The sequence below is a fragment of the Falsiroseomonas sp. HC035 genome (assembly GCF_050563525.1).
Taxonomy (GTDB): Bacteria; Pseudomonadota; Alphaproteobacteria; order Acetobacterales; family Acetobacteraceae; genus Falsiroseomonas.
Genome location: NZ_JBNXUN010000004.1, coordinates 386,370 through 400,408, shown reverse-complemented (window position 1 = coordinate 400,408; position 14,039 = coordinate 386,370). Strand labels below are relative to the sequence as shown.

The 14,039-nt window shown below is 70.0% G+C and carries 16 protein-coding genes; 8 read left to right on the top strand and 8 right to left on the bottom strand.

Features of this window, described 5'->3' with window-relative positions; translation table 11 throughout:
* Nucleotides 1–89 precede the first annotated feature (89 nt).
* The 4 genes from ACLF3G_RS12155 (at nucleotide 90) to ACLF3G_RS12140 (ending at nucleotide 3,531) form a co-directional block, all read left to right on the top strand.
* A complete protein-coding gene (locus ACLF3G_RS12155; RefSeq protein WP_430669630.1) occupies nucleotides 90–1,967 on the top strand; it encodes an ABCB family ABC transporter ATP-binding protein/permease in 1,878 nt (625 codons plus the stop codon).
* A gap of 11 nt (nucleotides 1,968–1,978) precedes the next feature.
* Nucleotides 1,979–2,248, top strand: a complete 270-nt coding sequence (locus ACLF3G_RS12150) for a hypothetical protein (protein WP_430669629.1) — start codon at nucleotides 1,979–1,981, stop codon at nucleotides 2,246–2,248.
* A 121-nt stretch (nucleotides 2,249–2,369) separates the two neighbouring features.
* Complete coding sequence (rpmB, locus tag ACLF3G_RS12145; RefSeq protein ID WP_430669628.1) at nucleotides 2,370–2,666, top strand: 50S ribosomal protein L28; 297 nt, start codon at nucleotides 2,370–2,372, stop codon at nucleotides 2,664–2,666.
* A 67-nt stretch (nucleotides 2,667–2,733) separates the two neighbouring features.
* Nucleotides 2,734–3,531, top strand: coding sequence for a sensor histidine kinase (locus ACLF3G_RS12140; protein WP_430669627.1), 798 nt, complete (start codon nucleotides 2,734–2,736; stop codon nucleotides 3,529–3,531).
* On the opposite strand, the gene ACLF3G_RS12135 is transcribed toward ACLF3G_RS12140, so the two are convergent.
* The 4 genes from ACLF3G_RS12135 to ACLF3G_RS12120 form a co-directional block, all read right to left on the bottom strand.
* On the bottom strand, nucleotides 3,532–4,356 hold the full coding sequence (locus tag ACLF3G_RS12135) for an esterase-like activity of phytase family protein (protein ID WP_430669626.1): 825 nt from the start codon (nucleotides 4,354–4,356) through the stop codon (nucleotides 3,532–3,534).
* Nucleotides 4,357–4,472: 116 nt separating this feature from the next.
* Nucleotides 4,473–6,341, bottom strand: coding sequence for a cobaltochelatase subunit CobT (gene cobT / locus ACLF3G_RS12130; RefSeq protein WP_430669625.1), 1,869 nt, complete (start codon nucleotides 6,339–6,341; stop codon nucleotides 4,473–4,475).
* 6 nt (nucleotides 6,342–6,347) lie between these two features.
* On the bottom strand, nucleotides 6,348–7,358 hold the full coding sequence (gene cobS / locus ACLF3G_RS12125; RefSeq protein ID WP_430669694.1) for a cobaltochelatase subunit CobS: 1,011 nt from the start codon (nucleotides 7,356–7,358) through the stop codon (nucleotides 6,348–6,350).
* A 55-nt stretch (nucleotides 7,359–7,413) separates the two neighbouring features.
* Nucleotides 7,414–7,992, bottom strand: a complete 579-nt coding sequence (locus ACLF3G_RS12120; protein WP_430669624.1) for a J domain-containing protein — start codon at nucleotides 7,990–7,992, stop codon at nucleotides 7,414–7,416.
* 143 nt (nucleotides 7,993–8,135) lie between these two features.
* Here ACLF3G_RS12120 and ACLF3G_RS12115 point away from each other — a divergent pair, with 143 nt between their 5' ends.
* A complete protein-coding gene (locus tag ACLF3G_RS12115) occupies nucleotides 8,136–8,417 on the top strand; it encodes a BolA family protein (RefSeq protein WP_430669623.1) in 282 nt (93 codons plus the stop codon).
* A gap of 1 nt (nucleotide 8,418) precedes the next feature.
* Here ACLF3G_RS12115 and ACLF3G_RS12110 read toward each other — a convergent pair whose 3' ends face one another.
* A complete protein-coding gene (locus ACLF3G_RS12110; RefSeq protein WP_430669622.1) occupies nucleotides 8,419–8,997 on the bottom strand; it encodes a DUF2889 domain-containing protein in 579 nt (192 codons plus the stop codon).
* Between the two features lie 71 nt (nucleotides 8,998–9,068).
* A complete protein-coding gene (gene aroB, locus ACLF3G_RS12105) occupies nucleotides 9,069–10,766 on the bottom strand; it encodes a 3-dehydroquinate synthase (RefSeq protein WP_430669693.1) in 1,698 nt (565 codons plus the stop codon).
* A 49-nt stretch (nucleotides 10,767–10,815) separates the two neighbouring features.
* Here aroB and ACLF3G_RS12100 point away from each other — a divergent pair, with 49 nt between their 5' ends.
* From ACLF3G_RS12100 to ACLF3G_RS12090, 3 genes are read left to right on the top strand one after another with little or no spacing between them, the layout of a single operon-like run.
* Nucleotides 10,816–10,962 carry a hypothetical protein gene (locus ACLF3G_RS12100; protein WP_430669621.1) on the top strand — a complete coding sequence of 49 codons (147 nt, stop codon included), beginning with the start codon at nucleotides 10,816–10,818 and terminating at the stop codon, nucleotides 10,960–10,962.
* Nucleotides 10,963–10,972: 10 nt separating this feature from the next.
* Nucleotides 10,973–11,875, top strand: coding sequence for a site-specific tyrosine recombinase XerD (locus ACLF3G_RS12095; protein WP_430669620.1), 903 nt, complete (start codon nucleotides 10,973–10,975; stop codon nucleotides 11,873–11,875).
* On the top strand, nucleotides 11,872–12,810 hold the full coding sequence (locus ACLF3G_RS12090; RefSeq protein ID WP_430669619.1) for an HpcH/HpaI aldolase/citrate lyase family protein: 939 nt from the start codon (nucleotides 11,872–11,874) through the stop codon (nucleotides 12,808–12,810). The genes ACLF3G_RS12095 and ACLF3G_RS12090 overlap by 4 nt, the downstream gene beginning before the upstream one ends.
* Nucleotides 12,811–12,829: 19 nt before the next feature.
* Here the strand turns inward: ACLF3G_RS12090 and ACLF3G_RS12085 are convergent, their stop codons facing one another.
* A complete protein-coding gene (locus tag ACLF3G_RS12085; RefSeq protein WP_430669618.1) occupies nucleotides 12,830–13,258 on the bottom strand; it encodes a DUF1810 domain-containing protein in 429 nt (142 codons plus the stop codon).
* Nucleotides 13,259–13,278: 20 nt separating this feature from the next.
* On the bottom strand, nucleotides 13,279–14,031 hold the full coding sequence (locus ACLF3G_RS12080) for an SDR family NAD(P)-dependent oxidoreductase (RefSeq protein ID WP_430669617.1): 753 nt from the start codon (nucleotides 14,029–14,031) through the stop codon (nucleotides 13,279–13,281).
* Nucleotides 14,032–14,039: the final 8 nt, after the last annotated feature.

Genomic DNA, 14,039 nt, shown 5'->3' with positions numbered 1-14,039 from the left:
TTTGCGCCGGCCGCCGCAGGCCCCACCTTCACGTCAACAGGATCCCGGAGCTTCCCGTGCAGACCAAGATGCCAGGCGAGCGCAGTCACATGCGAACGCTGCTGACCCTCGCCCCCTATCTATGGCCGGAAGGCGAGCCGGGACTGCGCTTCCGCGTCGTCGCCAGCTTGGTCCTGCTGGTCTTCGCCAAGGCGGCCAATGTGCTGGTGCCCATCGCCTTCGCCCGCGCCGTCGATGCGCTGGCACCGCAGGCCGGGCCGGCCGGCACTATCGCCGCGGTGCCGATCGCGCTGGTGCTGGCCTATGGCCTGCTCCGCCTGACCAGCAGCGCCTTCAACGAGGCACGGGACGCCATCTTCGTGAAGGTGCAGGGCCGCGCCACCCGGCGCGTGGCCTTGCAGGTCTTCAACCACCTGCACGCGCTGTCGCTGCGCTTCCACCTGGACCGGCAGACCGGCGGCCTGTCCCGGGTCCTGGAACGCGGCTCGCGCGGCATCACCTTCGTGCTGGACTTCCTGCTGTTCAACATCGTGCCGACGATCTTTGAGATCCTGCTGGTCTCGCTGATCCTGTGGGGCATGTTCGACTTCAGCTTCACCTTCGTCGTGCTGGTGACGGTCGGCATCTACATCGCCTTCACCCTGATGTTCACGGAATGGCGCCTGCGTTTCCGCCGCGCGATGAACGACACCGACACGGAAGCCAATACCCGCGCCGTCGACAGCATCCTGAACTACGAGACCGTGAAGTATTTCGGCAACGAGGCGCATGAGGCGCGCCGCTACGACGCCAGCCTTGAACGCTACGAGCGCGCCTATGTCCGGTCCGAGGTCAGCCTCAACGGCCTGAATTTCGGCCAGCAGACCGTCATTGCCATCGGCCTGACGGTGGTGATGATGATGGCGGCGAGCCGCGTCTCGCAGGGCGCCGGCACGCCCGGCGGCATGACGGTCGGCGACTTCGTGCTGGTCAACACCTACATGATCCAGCTGTTCCAGCCGCTGAATTTCCTTGGGTTTGCCTATCGCGAGATCAAGCAGGGCCTGGTGGACATGGAGGCCATGTTCACCCTGATGCGGGAGGACCGGGAGGTTGCCGACCAGCCTGGCGCGCAGCCGCTGTCCGCGACCCAGGGCGAGATCCGCTTCGAGGATGTCCGCTTCGGCTATCGCCAGGACCGCGAGATCCTCAAGGGTGTCAGCTTCACCGTGCCGCCGGGCCGTACATTGGCGATCGTCGGCCCGACCGGTGCCGGCAAATCCACCATCAGCCGCCTGCTTTTCCGCTTCTACGACGCGACCGGCGGCCGCGTGATGATCGACGGCCAGGACATCCGCGCGGTGCAGCAGGACAGCGTGCGCGCCGCCATTGGCGTGGTGCCGCAGGACACCGTGCTGTTCAACGACACCATCCGCTACAACATCGCCTATGGCCGCCCCGGCGCGACGCAGGAGGAAGTGGAGGCCGCGGCCCGTGCCGCGCAGGTCCACGACTTCGTCCTGCGCCTGCCGGATGGCTACGACACCAAGGTCGGCGAGCGCGGCCTGAAGCTCTCGGGCGGGGAAAAGCAGCGCGTCGCCATCGCCCGCACGCTGCTGAAGAACCCACGCATCGTCATCCTGGACGAAGCGACCAGCGCGCTGGACACCCGCACCGAACAGGACATCCAGGCGGCGCTGCGGGACGCCGCGCGCGGCCGCACCACACTGGTCATCGCCCATCGCCTGTCCACCGTGGTGGATGCGGACGAGATCCTGGTGCTGCAGGACGGCCATGTCGCCGAACGCGGGCCGCATGCCAGCCTGATCGCCGCGGACGGCCTCTACGCCGCCATGTGGCGCCGGCAGTCCGAGGCGGTGGCCGCCGCGGAAGCCGCCGCCGCCGCCCAGGCGGCCGCCGAGTTGGCGGCGGACACCCCCGACGGGGTTCCCATGGGCGCCCCGACTGCCTATCTCCCGCAGCATTAAGGAGGCCGCCTATGCAGTTCGACCCCCAGGGCGAGGCCCCGGAAGATCTCAGCCACGCAGGTTCCGTGGTGGACAAGGCCATTGAGTACATGCTCGAGCAAGGCATCCAGCCCATCTCCATCGCCTCCGCCCTGCTCGGCGGGTCGCTGGGCATGTTGTCCCGCAGCATGGACGACCGTGGCGTGGCCGGTGTGCTCCGCAGTGCGTTGGCATCCGTCGAAGCCGGCGAGCTGGACGAGATGCGGCGTGCCGCGGCCGATGAACAATCCGCAAACCCCTGAGGCGGGCTTGACGCACGCGGCCTGATCCGCGATACGCGCCTGCTCCGGACCACCTCCGCGCGCGGCTGCCTGGACCATTCGGCCCAGGACCCGCGCGTGTGCTTTTCGGGATTGATGAGTCATGGCCCGCCGCTGCGGTATCACCGGCAAGGGCGTTCTGACGGGTAACAACGTCAGCCACGCCAACAACAAGACCCGCCGTCGCTTCCTGCCGAACATGCAGGAGACGTCGTTCTTTTCCGACATCCTCGGCACACCGGTCCGGATGCGCCTGTCGGTGAACGGCATTCGCACCGTCGAGCATAATGGCGGGCTCGACTCCTTCCTGCTCGGCACGCCGGATCGGCGCCTGCCGCAGGAAGCGATGGTCCTGAAGCGCCGCCTGATGCGCGCGCGGGACAAGAAGGCCGCGGCCTGACCCTGCGACACGGCCCTCCTGGGCCGCGTTAACCGGCCTGCAACGGGCGGTATGTCACAGTGCGCCCATGTGGACCGAAGCCAGCCTTGGCGCCCTCGCCGTTATCGTCGCCGCGCCCACGGTCGTTGCCGCCTGGGCGGGTGGCGAACTTCGCCGGTGTCGTCGCCTTCTGGCGACCACCCAGCAGGTTGCCGCAAGCCGCGCGCGCAGCCTTTCCCTGGCGTCGCAGGAACTTCGCGGCCCTTCCCTGGTGCTGATGGCACAGGCATCGGCAGCTGCGGACCGGCCCGGCGAAAACGCCCTCGGCCAGATGGCGCTGCATCTTCTCCGCCTCTCCGACGACATGGCCCACCTCGCCAGCGAACCGTCCCGGCGGACCCTGCATGAGGCGCCGATGCTGCTCGGGCCCGTGATCGATGCGGCGGTGACCCTGGTCGCGGTGCAGCTTCGACCTAGCCTGCGCCACTGGAAGATCGACCCCGACATTCGCCCCATGCGGGTCCGCGCCGATAGTCGCGCGCTGGAGGGGGCCCTGGCCGCCCTGTTGCGGCGCGCCGCGCAGCACAGCCTGGACGGCGATGTGGTTGCGGTCCGCCTCGAACTGGGGCTCGAGAATGTGGCCATCGTGGTGGAGGATGAAGGGGACGGGTTGCCGGCGCAGGATTTCGTCACCGCTGCCGCCAGCCCGGCCGAGGACCGCCCCATCGGCACCGCCAATGGCACCCGCGGTCTTGATGTAGGCCTGACACTGGCGCGCTCCCTGGCCGTTGCGCATGGCGGGGACATCCGCATCGAAAGCGCACCGGGCATCGGCGCGCGCGCCTGGCTTACCCTGCCGCGAGCACGGATGCTGCAACCGGATTGATCAGGTCCGCAGCTCGAACAGCAGCAGGATGGTCGATTGCCACAGGCTTTCGTTGTCATCCGAAACCAGCGCGACCAGCAGCCGCCCCGCATGGCGAAGCACGGCAACGCCCTCGAAGTTGTCGACAGGCAGCGGTACAGTCAGCCTCAGAAGCTCCTCACCCTGCAGGACCTGGCCTGCGGCGGGCTCCGCCAGATCCGCCGCCGAAAGCAGCACGACGCGGGAGGCAAATCCGCCAAAGACGCTGAAGCCCCGTTCGAGGACCAGGGCCCCGCCATCGGGCAGGCCAGCCGCGTCCACCGGCACATGTCCCAGGGCCGGCTGGTAGCCCAGATCCAGCCAACCCTCCGGCCCCCCGATCCACCCGGCACGCCCGTCGCGATAGGCCAAACCCTCCGACAGCACGAGCCAGCGGCCATCTGCCAGGACCGCAAGGGATTCCAGGGACGCGTTGGCCGGTGATCCGTCGATGCCAGGTGGCGCCGGCACATGCCGGCCCGGTCCGCCCAGTTCGGCATAGGCCCTGATCCGATGCCACCGCTCGAACCCCACCAGCCAGGTGCCATCCGGCAGCCTCGCCAGCGCCTCAGCATCCCCAGTGTATCCAGGCCGCAACGGCCGGCCCGTGCCATCGCCCAGCCAGCCGGTGCGCAGCAGCGAAAGCCCCAGTGGCCGCAGGTTTTCGCCCAAGTCCAGGCGCATCTGCGCGAAGCGGGTGCGGTCGCTGATGGCGGTCAGCGTCAGGTCCGACGCCAGATGAAGCCCCGACAACCCGCCAAAGCCAAGGACGCCGGTGTTCAGCACGAACCCACCCAGCGCGTGCATCCGCCCGTTCGCCGGAAAGGCGGACAGGTCCAGGGCCCGCGCCAGACCAGGAGACTCCGCCGCGACGCAGGCCGGCAGTGCGGCGAGCGCCGCACCCAGCAGCGAACGGCGGTGAATCAGGCGACCAGCGGTGCGCGCTCGGAGGCCGCCCGCTGCCAGGCCATCGCCGCATCCTCGTCGAACAGCTCAGCGAGCTTCTTCATCATGGTGCCGCCCAGCTCTTCGGCATCCACGATGGTCACGGCACGGCGGTAGTAGCGGGTGACGTCATGGCCGATGCCGATGGCGATAAGCTCCACCGCCTCGCGCCCCTCGATCTCGCCGATCACCTTGCGCAGGTGGCGTTCCAGGTAGTTGCCGGGGTTCACGCTCAGCGTGCTGTCATCGACCGGCGCGCCATCCGAGATCACCATCAGGATGCGCCGGCGCTCGGTCCGCGTCAGCAGGCGTTTATACGCCCACTCCAGCGCCTCGCCGTCGATGTTCTCCTTCAGCAGCCCCTCGCGCAGCATCAACCCGAGGTTCTTCCGCGCGCGGCGCCAGGGCGCGTCGGCTGATTTGTAGATGACATGCCGCAGGTCGTTCAGCCGCCCCGGATTGCGCGGCTTGCCTTCCTGCACCCAGCGCTCGCGGGATTGCCCGCCTTTCCAGGCGCGCGTGGTAAAGCCCAGGATCTCGGTCTTCACCGCGCAGCGTTCCAGCGTGCGCGCCAGGATGTCGCAGCACATGGCGGCGACCGTGATCGGCCGGCCGCGCATCGAGCCTGAATTGTCGATCAGCAACGTCACCACGGTGTCGCGGAAATCCGCCTCGCGCTCCCGCTTGTAGGACAGCGACTGCATCGGGTTGACCACCACGCGCGCCAGCCGCGCCACGTCGAGCAGACCTTCCTCCAGGTCGAACTCCCAGGCGCGCTGCTGCTGCGCCATCAGGCGCCGCTGCAGGCGATTCGCCAGCTTGGAGACGACCCCCTGCAGATGCGAAAGCTGCTGGTCCAGTTGTTGCCGCAATCGCGCCAGCTCATCGGCATCGCAGAGGTCGTCGGCCTCCACCACCTCGTCGAAGCTGCGGTTGAAGGCGCGGTAGACGGAGGCGTCGTCGGTCGGCGCCACCTCCTTGCGCTGCTGCGGCCCGCCGGGGCGGTCATCGCCCTCGGCCGCAGTGCCGTCCTCCTCGCCTTCCTGCGTCTCGTCCTCGGCCGCGTCGCCCTGCATGGTCTCGGGCTGTGCGCCGAGCATGCTTTCGGTGTCCTGGGCCTGCGATTCGCCCTCACCGGACTGGTCCTGCTGCGAGGAGGTCTCGCCACCCTCGCCTTCTTCCTCATCCTGCTCGGCTTCGGTCTCGACTTCCGCCTCGGCCAGGTCCAGCGCCGCCAGCAGCTTGCGGGCGGCGCGCCCAAAGGCGTCCTGGTCCGCGCTGCGGTCCGCCATCTCGGCCAGCGCCTGCTCGGCCGATTCGCCGATCGTGTCGCGCCACATCTCCAGGATGCGCTGCGCCGCCGCCGGTGCCGGTTCACCGGACAGTCTTTCGCGCGCCAGCAGGCCGAGTGCGGCGGCCAGCGGAAGCTGGTCCTTCCGCGTCATCCGGTCGTAGCCCTCGGACTCGCATTGGTCGGACAGGCGGGCACGCAGGTTGGCCGCGACTCCGGACATATGCTGGCTGCCCACCACCTCGACCCGCACATCCTCCAGCGCGTCGAACACCTCCCGCGCCTCACGCCGGGCGGGAATGCGGTTGGCGTGCACGCCTTCGTCGTGGTGGCGCAGCTTCAGCGCGATGGCATCCGCGGCGCCGCGCAGCTTCGCCATCTCGGAGGGCGGCAGCGCGCGGGTTGGCAGCGGCAGGCGGGCGCGCTTCCCGGCCAGACCCGAGGGACCGGGCTGGTAGGCCACCTGCACTTCCGGCTGGCGCGCGATGGCGCGCACCGCGCCCGCCGTCGCGCGCTTGAACTCCTCTTGCCGCGTCTGGTCCTTCGGGTTCGACACGCGCCTCTACCCCGCCTTGCGCAGCAGGCTGCCCGTGGACAGCTCCTCGTTGAAGCAGCGCTGATAGTATTCCGCCACCGTACCACGCTCCGCCTCGTCGCACTTATTCAGGAAGGTCATGCGGAAGGCGAAGCCGATGTCGCCGAAGATGCGCGCATTCTCGGCCCAGGTGATGACGGTGCGCGGCGACATCACGGTGGAGATGTCGCCGGCGATGAAGCCGGCACGGGTCAGGTCCGCCAGCGCCACCATCGCCTCCGTCTGCCGCTTCATCTTTGCGTCCTTCTCGTCCCAGCCGAGCTTGGCCATGACGATCGACGTCTCCTGCGCATGCGGCAGGTAGTTCAGCGTGGCCACGATGTTCCAGCGGTCCATCTGGCCCTGGTTGATCTGCTGCGTGCCGTGATACAGGCCCGTCGTGTCGCCGAGGCCCACGGTGTTCGCCGTTGCGAACAGGCGGAACATCGGGTGCGGGCGGATCACCTTGTTCTGGTCGAGCAGCGTCAGCTTGCCCTCGACCTCCAGGATCCGCTGGATCACGAACATCACGTCCGGCCGGCCGGCATCATATTCGTCGAACACCAGCGCGCAGGGGTGCTGCAGCGCCCAAGGCAGGATTCCCTCGCGGAATTCCGTGATCTGCTTGCCGTCCTTCAGGACGATGGCATCCTTGCCGATCAGGTCGATGCGGGAAATGTGGCTGTCCAGGTTCACCCGGATACAGGGCCAGTTCAGCCGCGCCGCCACCTGCTCGATGTGCGTCGATTTGCCGGTGCCGTGGTAGCCCTGCACCATCACGCGCCGGTTGAAGGCGAAGCCGGCGAGGATGGCGAGCGTGGTGTCGCGGTCGAATCGGTAGGTGTCGTCCACCTCCGGCACATGTTCGGTGCGGCGGCTGAAGGCCGGCACCACCATGTCGGACTCGAAGCCGAAGGCATCGCGCACGGCGACCTGCGTATCCGGCATGTCGATCGCGGAAGTTGGGTTGATCTCGGCGAGGCTGGCCACCTTGTTCATCTCTCGATCCGGCTGTGACATCGGTTGTGATCCTAGGGCGGCGCGGCGGGCAGGGCTACCCGGCAGGTGCAACTGCGGGCGATCCCTTGCCCGGCAGTTTGCGGCGGACCAGGCTGTAGGCGCGGTTGATGTCCTTCAACCGTTCCTCCGCCTGGCGGTCGCCGCCATTGGCATCGGGGTGGAAGCGCTTGGCGAGTTCTTTGTAGCGCGACCGCAAAGCGAGGGAGTCGATCGGCCAGCCCAGCCCCAGAACGTCCAGCGCCGCCCGCAGTTCGGCCGGCGGCTCATCCGCCCGCGACTGTTTCGCACGGCGCTGCTGGTGCAGCGGCGTATCGCTCAGCACGCCGAGCGGATCGCGCAACACTTCCGGATCGAAGGGATTGGCGCCGCCAAGCCGGCCGAGCGGCCAGGTTGGCCGCTGCCAGCCGGTATCCTCGCGCAGGTGGCGTTCGATCTCGCCCGGCGACATGCCCTTGTAGTAGTCCCAGGCGCGGTTGTAGGCGCGGACATGCTCCAGGCAGAACCAGCGATATTCATTGAGGGTCTTGCGATCGCGCGGCGCGCGAAAGGCGCCGGGTTCGGCACATCCCGGCTGCTCGCAGGGCCGCACCGGCGCCTCCGGCTCCGCGGTCATCGATCCGATGCGGTCGCCTCGTCGCGCCATGCGGTCGTTATGGTCGCCACATCCGGGCCGCGCAAGGCGCAGTGGGGCAGGCACGCCATGCCCTGGCGGAGCCTCGCAAAGCCTGGAACAACCCCCACATCCAGGGGGACCCCATGCCGAACCGCGCCACCCGCATCACCGCCCGCCTGACCGAGCGCTTCGCGCCGGCCGAGGTCTCCGTCACCGACGACAGCGCCCAGCATGCCGGCCATTCCGGCGCGCGGCCGGGTGGGGAGACTCATTACAGCGTGCGCCTCGTCTCCCCGGCCTTCGCCGGCCAGTCGCGCGTCGCCCGCTACCGGGCGGTGCATGCGGCGCTGGCGGAGGAACTCGAAACCGGCCTGCACGCCCTGTCACTGCGCCTGCTGACGCCGGAGGAAGCCGCGCGCGGCTGAGTTAGCCGTTGCCGGTCGCCAGGTGCCGCCGCACCACGGGGCTGTCCGGCGCATAGGCCAGGCAGGTGCCGAGCGGCAAGCTGCGCGGTGCCGGTGCCACCTGCTCTCCCGCCGCAATCGCCGCTTCCCGCGCCAGGCGCGCCCTGCGCCAGCGCACCGGCGCGATGGTCTGGTGGGCGACCGTTGCCATCTGCGCCAGCACCTCCCGCAGATGCGTGCAGCCCATGACGCCGCCGACTCGCTCCTTCACCGCCCGGTTGAACCCCGGCCCAATCACCACCCCGGCCAGCGCGCCGAAATTCGGCGCGGCCTGCGGGCATATGTCGTAGGGTGTGTGGTCGGATACCGCCTCGCAGGCGCGGATCACCATTGCCTCATCCACCGTCAGCCGCACCCACATACCGTGCAGCGGCTCGCCCGGGGCGATGGTGCCGCGGTCCATGTTCTCGAAGGGGTAGGATTTGGTGTCGACGAGGTGCGCCTCGATGTCGAACAGCCCGTCCTCACGCTGCCAGCCATCCATGGTGATCTGCCGGCGGTGCAACTTCGTGCGGAGGATTTCTGGCTTGGAGAGCGGCATCGGGCGAGGGTCCCGGGCAATTGGTGCGGTGCAGCGCCCGGTATCGCACGCGGCACCAGGCGCGGCCAGGGCTACGCCTCGCAGCCTTCGTCGCGCAGCAGCGACTCCACCGCCTGTTGCGGCACATCGGCCGTGGTGAAGGCATCACCCGGCCCGCGCAGCAACACGAAGCGCATGGCGCCGTCGCGCACCTTCTTGTCCTTCCGCATCCGCCCCATCAGCGCCGCCGCCGAGAACGCCCGCGGCAGGTCGCCGATCCGCGCCGGCAGGCCGCATTCCTGGAGGTGCGCGATCACCCGCCCCGGCAGTTCCTGCGCGCAATGGCCGAGCCGCGCCGACAGCGACGCCGCCAGGCCAAGACCCACCGCCACCGCCTCCCCATGCAGCAGCGTGCCGCCATAGCCGCACTCGGCTTCCAGCGCGTGGCCGAAGGTGTGGCCGAGGTTCAGCAGCGCGCGGCCGCCCTCCGCACTCTCCTCGCGCTCATCCGCCGCCACCACGCCCGCCTTCAGCCGGCAGGATTCCAGCACCGCATGGGCCAGCGCCACGGGGTCGCCGGCCACCGCCCTCGCACCCTCCGCCTCGCACCAATCCCACAACGCGCCCTGCAACAGCCCGTGCTTGGCGACCTCGGCATAGCCCGCGCGCAATTCCCGCGCCGGCAGCGTCGCCAGCACGCCGGTATCGGCCAGCACCAGCAGCGGCTGATGGAAGGCGCCGACCAGGTTCTTGCCGAGCGCCAGGTTGATCCCGGTCTTGCCGCCGACCGAACTGTCCACCTGCGCCAGCAGCGTCGTCGGCACCTGGATGAAGGGCAACCCGCGCAGCGCCGCGGCCGCGGCGAAACCCGCCAAGTCGCCCACCACGCCGCCGCCAAGCGCCACGATCGCAGTACGCCGGTCCGCCCCCGCCGCCAGCGCTGCCTCCACCACCCGCTCGAACTGCGCGAAGGATTTGCTGGCCTCGCCCGGCGGAACCTCGACCACCGCAAGCACCTCCACCCCCGCACTCTCCAGCCCGGCCCGCAGCGCCGGCAGGTGCAGCGGCGCCACGGACTGGTCGGTCACCACCACCACTCGTCGGGCCGGCAGCACCGGCGCCATCAGCGACCCGGCGCGGGCCAGCAGGCCCTCCCCCACCAGGATGTCGTAGCTACGCTCGGCGAGCCGCACCGGCAGGCGGGCGGGGGCGCGGTAGCCGGCCAGCGCCTCCATCACCCGCCGCGTCGTCGTCTCCGGCGGTTCGTCGGTGCAGTCCACGATGACACTCGCCTCCGCGAAGGTGGGGTGCCGCACGGTCATCAGGCGCTCCAGCACCTCCCGCGGGTCCCGGTTGAGAAACAACGGCCGGTGTTCCCGCCCCGCCACCCGGCGCAGCAGCACCGGCAGCGAACACCGCAGCCAGACCGCCACGGCGCCGGAGCCTGCGACCGCCGCCCGTGTCCGGGCATCGGTGAAGGCGCCGCCGCCCGTCGCCAGCACCAGCGGCGGCCCGGCCAGCAGCCGCGCGATCACGCGCCTTTCGCCATCTCGGAAATGCGGCTCGCCATATCGTGTGAAGATTTCCGTGATCGGCAGCCCGGCCGCCGCCTCGATCTCGGTATCCGCATCGACGAAGGGCAGGCCCAGCTTCGTGGCAAGCCGCCGTCCGATGGAGGATTTGCCGCAGCCAGGCATGCCCACCAGCACCACGCTGCGGCGCGGTGGGGCGAGGTGGTCAGGGGCGGCGTCCGGGGTGGGCCAGGCCGGCAGGGCGGAGTTGCGTGACACGATGACCAAGGCTAGCACAGCCCGGCCCGCGCGAGGATCCGCCCAGCCGATGTTCCGTCACCCCCTGCTTCTGCTGGTCGGCGTCATCCTGGCGGTGCTGGTCCTGGGCCTGCTGGCGCTTGGCGCCTTCCCGCCCTCCGTCGCGCCGCAGCCGGTGGAACGCAGCGTCCCGGCCGAGCGCTTCGGCACGCGCTGACCCGCCCGCCATGGACCGTCATGCGGAGGCGTTCCTGGAAATGCTGGCCGCCGAACGCGGCGCCGCGCGCAACACCATCGCCGCCTACGCCAACGATCTGGCTGATTTCAGCGCCTGGAGCACGCCGCGCGGCGTGACGCCGCTGACCGCAGATGCCGGCTCGCTCCAGGCCTATCTCCGCAACCTGACCGACACCGGCCTTGCTGCCCGCACCGCCGCGCGCCGGCTGTCCGCCCTGCGCCAGTTCTTCCGCTTCCTGGTGCAGGAAGGCCTGCGCACGGATGATCCGACGGAGCTCCAGGAAGGCCCGCGCCTGCCCGCCAGCCTGCCGAAGCCGCTCTCCGAATCGGAGATCACCGCGCTGGTCGAGGGCGCCGCCCGCCTGTCCGGCGCGCGCGGGCCCTTTGCGGTGGCGCTGGTGGAGTTGCTGTACAGCAGTGGCCTGCGGGTCAGCGAATTGGTCTCCCTGCCCGCCGGCGCGCTGCGGCCGGATGCGCCGCTCATCGCCGTGCGCGGCAAGGGCAACAAGGAAAGGCTGGTGCCGATCTCAGCCCGCGCCCGCGCCGCCGTGGTGGCCGCCGCGGAAGCCCGGCCGGAGCCGGAGCGCAAATCGCGCTGGCTTTTCCCCTCCCGTGCCGCCGGCGGGCACGTCACTCGCCAGACCATCGGCCTGATCCTGAAGGACGCGGCGCTGGCGGCCGGGCTGGACCCGGCGCGCGTCAGTCCGCACGTGCTACGGCATTCCTTCGCCTCGCACCTGTTGGCCAACGACGCCGATCTGCGCAGCCTGCAGATCCTGCTCGGCCATGCGGATATCGCCACCACGCAGATCTACACGAAGGTGCTCGAGGAACGGCTGCAACGCCTGGTCGAGGATTTTCATCCGCTGTCCATTCCGGAGCACGCCGCATGACCATCTCTCCGACCTCTTCCCCTGGGGCCCGCCTGCACCGCAGCGAACTGGCCGTGCCTGCCATCCGCCCCGAGCTGTTCCCGAAGGCCGCCGCCGGCCCCGCCGACGCCGTCTTCCTCGACCTCGAGGACAGCGTGCCGGAAGCCGAGAAGGACCGCGCCCGCGCCAATGCCGTGGCTGCCGTCCGCGACCTCGACTGGGGCCGCAAGATCCTCGCCGTCCGGGTCAACGGCCTGGATACGCCGCATTTCTACAAGGACCTCATCGCCCTGCTGGCGGTCGGCGGCGACCGGCTCGACATCATCATGGTCCCCAAGGTCGGCGACCCACGCGAGCCCTTCGCGGTGGACCTGCTGGCGAGCCAGATCGAGGCCAATGCCAATCGAGCACGCCGCGTCGGCCTCGGCCTGGTGATCGAGACCGCGAAGGGCCTGGCGAATGTCGAGGCGATCGCCACCGCCTCCCCGCGCACCGAGAGCCTGCACCTGGGCGTTGCCGATCTCGCCGCCAGCCTCGGCATGCGCACCACCGCGATCGGCGGCCTGAACCCGGACTACGCCACCACGGCCGGGCTGATGGACCCCTGGCACTTCGCCCTCGCCCGGGTCATCACCGCCGCCCGCGCCGCCGGGCTGCGTCCCATCGATGGCCCCTACGGAGATTTCCGCGACACCGAGGGCCTGGAAGCCGCCACCCGCCGCGCCCGTGCCCTCGGCGCGGAGGGCAAGATGGCGATCCATCCGGGCCAGGTCGCCACCCTCAACGCCGCCTTCCAGCCCGGCGAGGCGGAGGTCGCCCAGGCCCGCCGCGTCCTCGCCGCCATGGAAGCCGGCCGCCAGGAAGGCCGCGCCGCCGTCGCGCTGGATGGCCGGCTGCTCGACATCGCCTCCATCCGCCAGGCCGAGGCGTTGGTCGCAAAGGCCGAGCGGATCTGACCGCTGCGACGCCGCGCCCTCAACGCGCGGCAAGCAACTCCATCGTCCGCGGGTCGGGCGTGCCATCGAAGTACCGCCCGATCACCTCGGCAAAGGCGTGAGCCTCCGGGCGTGCGGCGCCGAACAGCGTCATGGAGGAGCGCAACTTCAGGTCGTCCGGGCTGCCAAAAATCTCGGTGGCAGACCGACCTTCGATCGCGAGCACCAGCTCCGCGCACCCGACCAGCCGCGGCCCCAGCACTGGATGCGCCATGTAGGCCTCGGCCTCGGCGAGCGAGGCGATGCCGTAGTGCTGCGCGGTGGCGCTATGGCCGAGGGCGCGCAGTTGCGGGAAGACGAACCACATCCAGTGGCTGCGCTTCCGGCCCGCACGAAGCTCGCGCCGCACCTCCGCGATCACGGGGTTCTGGGCCTGCACGAAGCGGTCGAGCTGGAAAGGATTCGACATGCCGCGCCGCCTGATCTCGATCAGGCCTTGTGCACGCGCAGCGGCCCGAAGCTCTGCGCCACCGGCATGACCTGCAGGATGTTGACGTTGACGCGCGCAGGGCGGCTTGCCACCCAATGCACGGCATCGGCGACATCCTCCGGCGTCAGCGCATCCGCGCCGGCATAGGGCGCCGCCGCCTTTTCCGCGTCGCCCTTGAAGCGCACCGCGCTGAACTCGGTGCCGCCGACCAGACCCGGCTCGATCTCCGTCACCCGCACCGCCGTGCCGAACAGGTCGGCGCGCAGGTTCAGGCTGAAATGGCGCACGAAGGCCTTGCTCGCGCCGTAGACGTTGCCGCCGGGATAGGGGAATTCGCCGGCTGTCGAGCCGATGTTCACCACATGCCCGCGGTTGCGCGCCACCATCCCCGGCAGCACGGCGCGCGTCACATACATCAGTCCCTTGCAGTTGGTGTCGACCATCGCGTCCCAGTCATCGAGGTCCGCGCCCTGTGCCGGCGCCAGGCCGAGCGCGAGGCCGGCATTGTTCACCAGCAGGTCGATCTCCGCGAAAGCCGCTGGCAGCCCTTCCACCGCGGCCGCCACCGCCGCCCGGTCCCGCACATCCAGCACGACCGGATGGCAGCGATCCGCGCCGAGTTCGGCCACCAGCCCCTCCAGCCGATCCTCCCGCCGCCCGGCCGCGACGATGTTCCAGCCATCGGCGGAGAAGCGGCGCGCGATGGCAAGGCCGAAGCCGGCGGTCGCGCCGGTGACGAAGGCGATGGTCATGCAGTGTC

Coding starts and splice junctions, on each gene's coding strand:
- ACLF3G_RS12155 (WP_430669630.1), top strand. CDS start 90: ATGCGAACGCTGCTGACCCTCGCCCCCTATCTATGGCCGGAAGGCGAG.
- ACLF3G_RS12150 (WP_430669629.1), top strand. CDS start 1,979: ATGCAGTTCGACCCCCAGGGCGAGGCCCCGGAAGATCTCAGCCACGCA.
- rpmB (WP_430669628.1), top strand. CDS start 2,370: ATGGCCCGCCGCTGCGGTATCACCGGCAAGGGCGTTCTGACGGGTAAC.
- ACLF3G_RS12140 (WP_430669627.1), top strand. CDS start 2,734: ATGTGGACCGAAGCCAGCCTTGGCGCCCTCGCCGTTATCGTCGCCGCG.
- ACLF3G_RS12135 (WP_430669626.1), bottom strand. CDS start 4,356: ATGCACGCGCTGGGTGGGTTCGTGCTGAACACCGGCGTCCTTGGCTTT.
- cobS (WP_430669694.1), bottom strand. CDS start 7,358: ATGAACAAGGTGGCCAGCCTCGCCGAGATCAACCCAACTTCCGCGATC.
- ACLF3G_RS12120 (WP_430669624.1), bottom strand. CDS start 7,992: ATGACCGCGGAGCCGGAGGCGCCGGTGCGGCCCTGCGAGCAGCCGGGA.
- ACLF3G_RS12115 (WP_430669623.1), top strand. CDS start 8,136: ATGCCGAACCGCGCCACCCGCATCACCGCCCGCCTGACCGAGCGCTTC.
- ACLF3G_RS12110 (WP_430669622.1), bottom strand. CDS start 8,997: ATGCCGCTCTCCAAGCCAGAAATCCTCCGCACGAAGTTGCACCGCCGG.
- ACLF3G_RS12100 (WP_430669621.1), top strand. CDS start 10,816: ATGTTCCGTCACCCCCTGCTTCTGCTGGTCGGCGTCATCCTGGCGGTG.
- ACLF3G_RS12095 (WP_430669620.1), top strand. CDS start 10,973: ATGGACCGTCATGCGGAGGCGTTCCTGGAAATGCTGGCCGCCGAACGC.
- ACLF3G_RS12090 (WP_430669619.1), top strand. CDS start 11,872: ATGACCATCTCTCCGACCTCTTCCCCTGGGGCCCGCCTGCACCGCAGC.
- ACLF3G_RS12085 (WP_430669618.1), bottom strand. CDS start 13,258: ATGTCGAATCCTTTCCAGCTCGACCGCTTCGTGCAGGCCCAGAACCCC.
- ACLF3G_RS12080 (WP_430669617.1), bottom strand. CDS start 14,031: ATGACCATCGCCTTCGTCACCGGCGCGACCGCCGGCTTCGGCCTTGCC.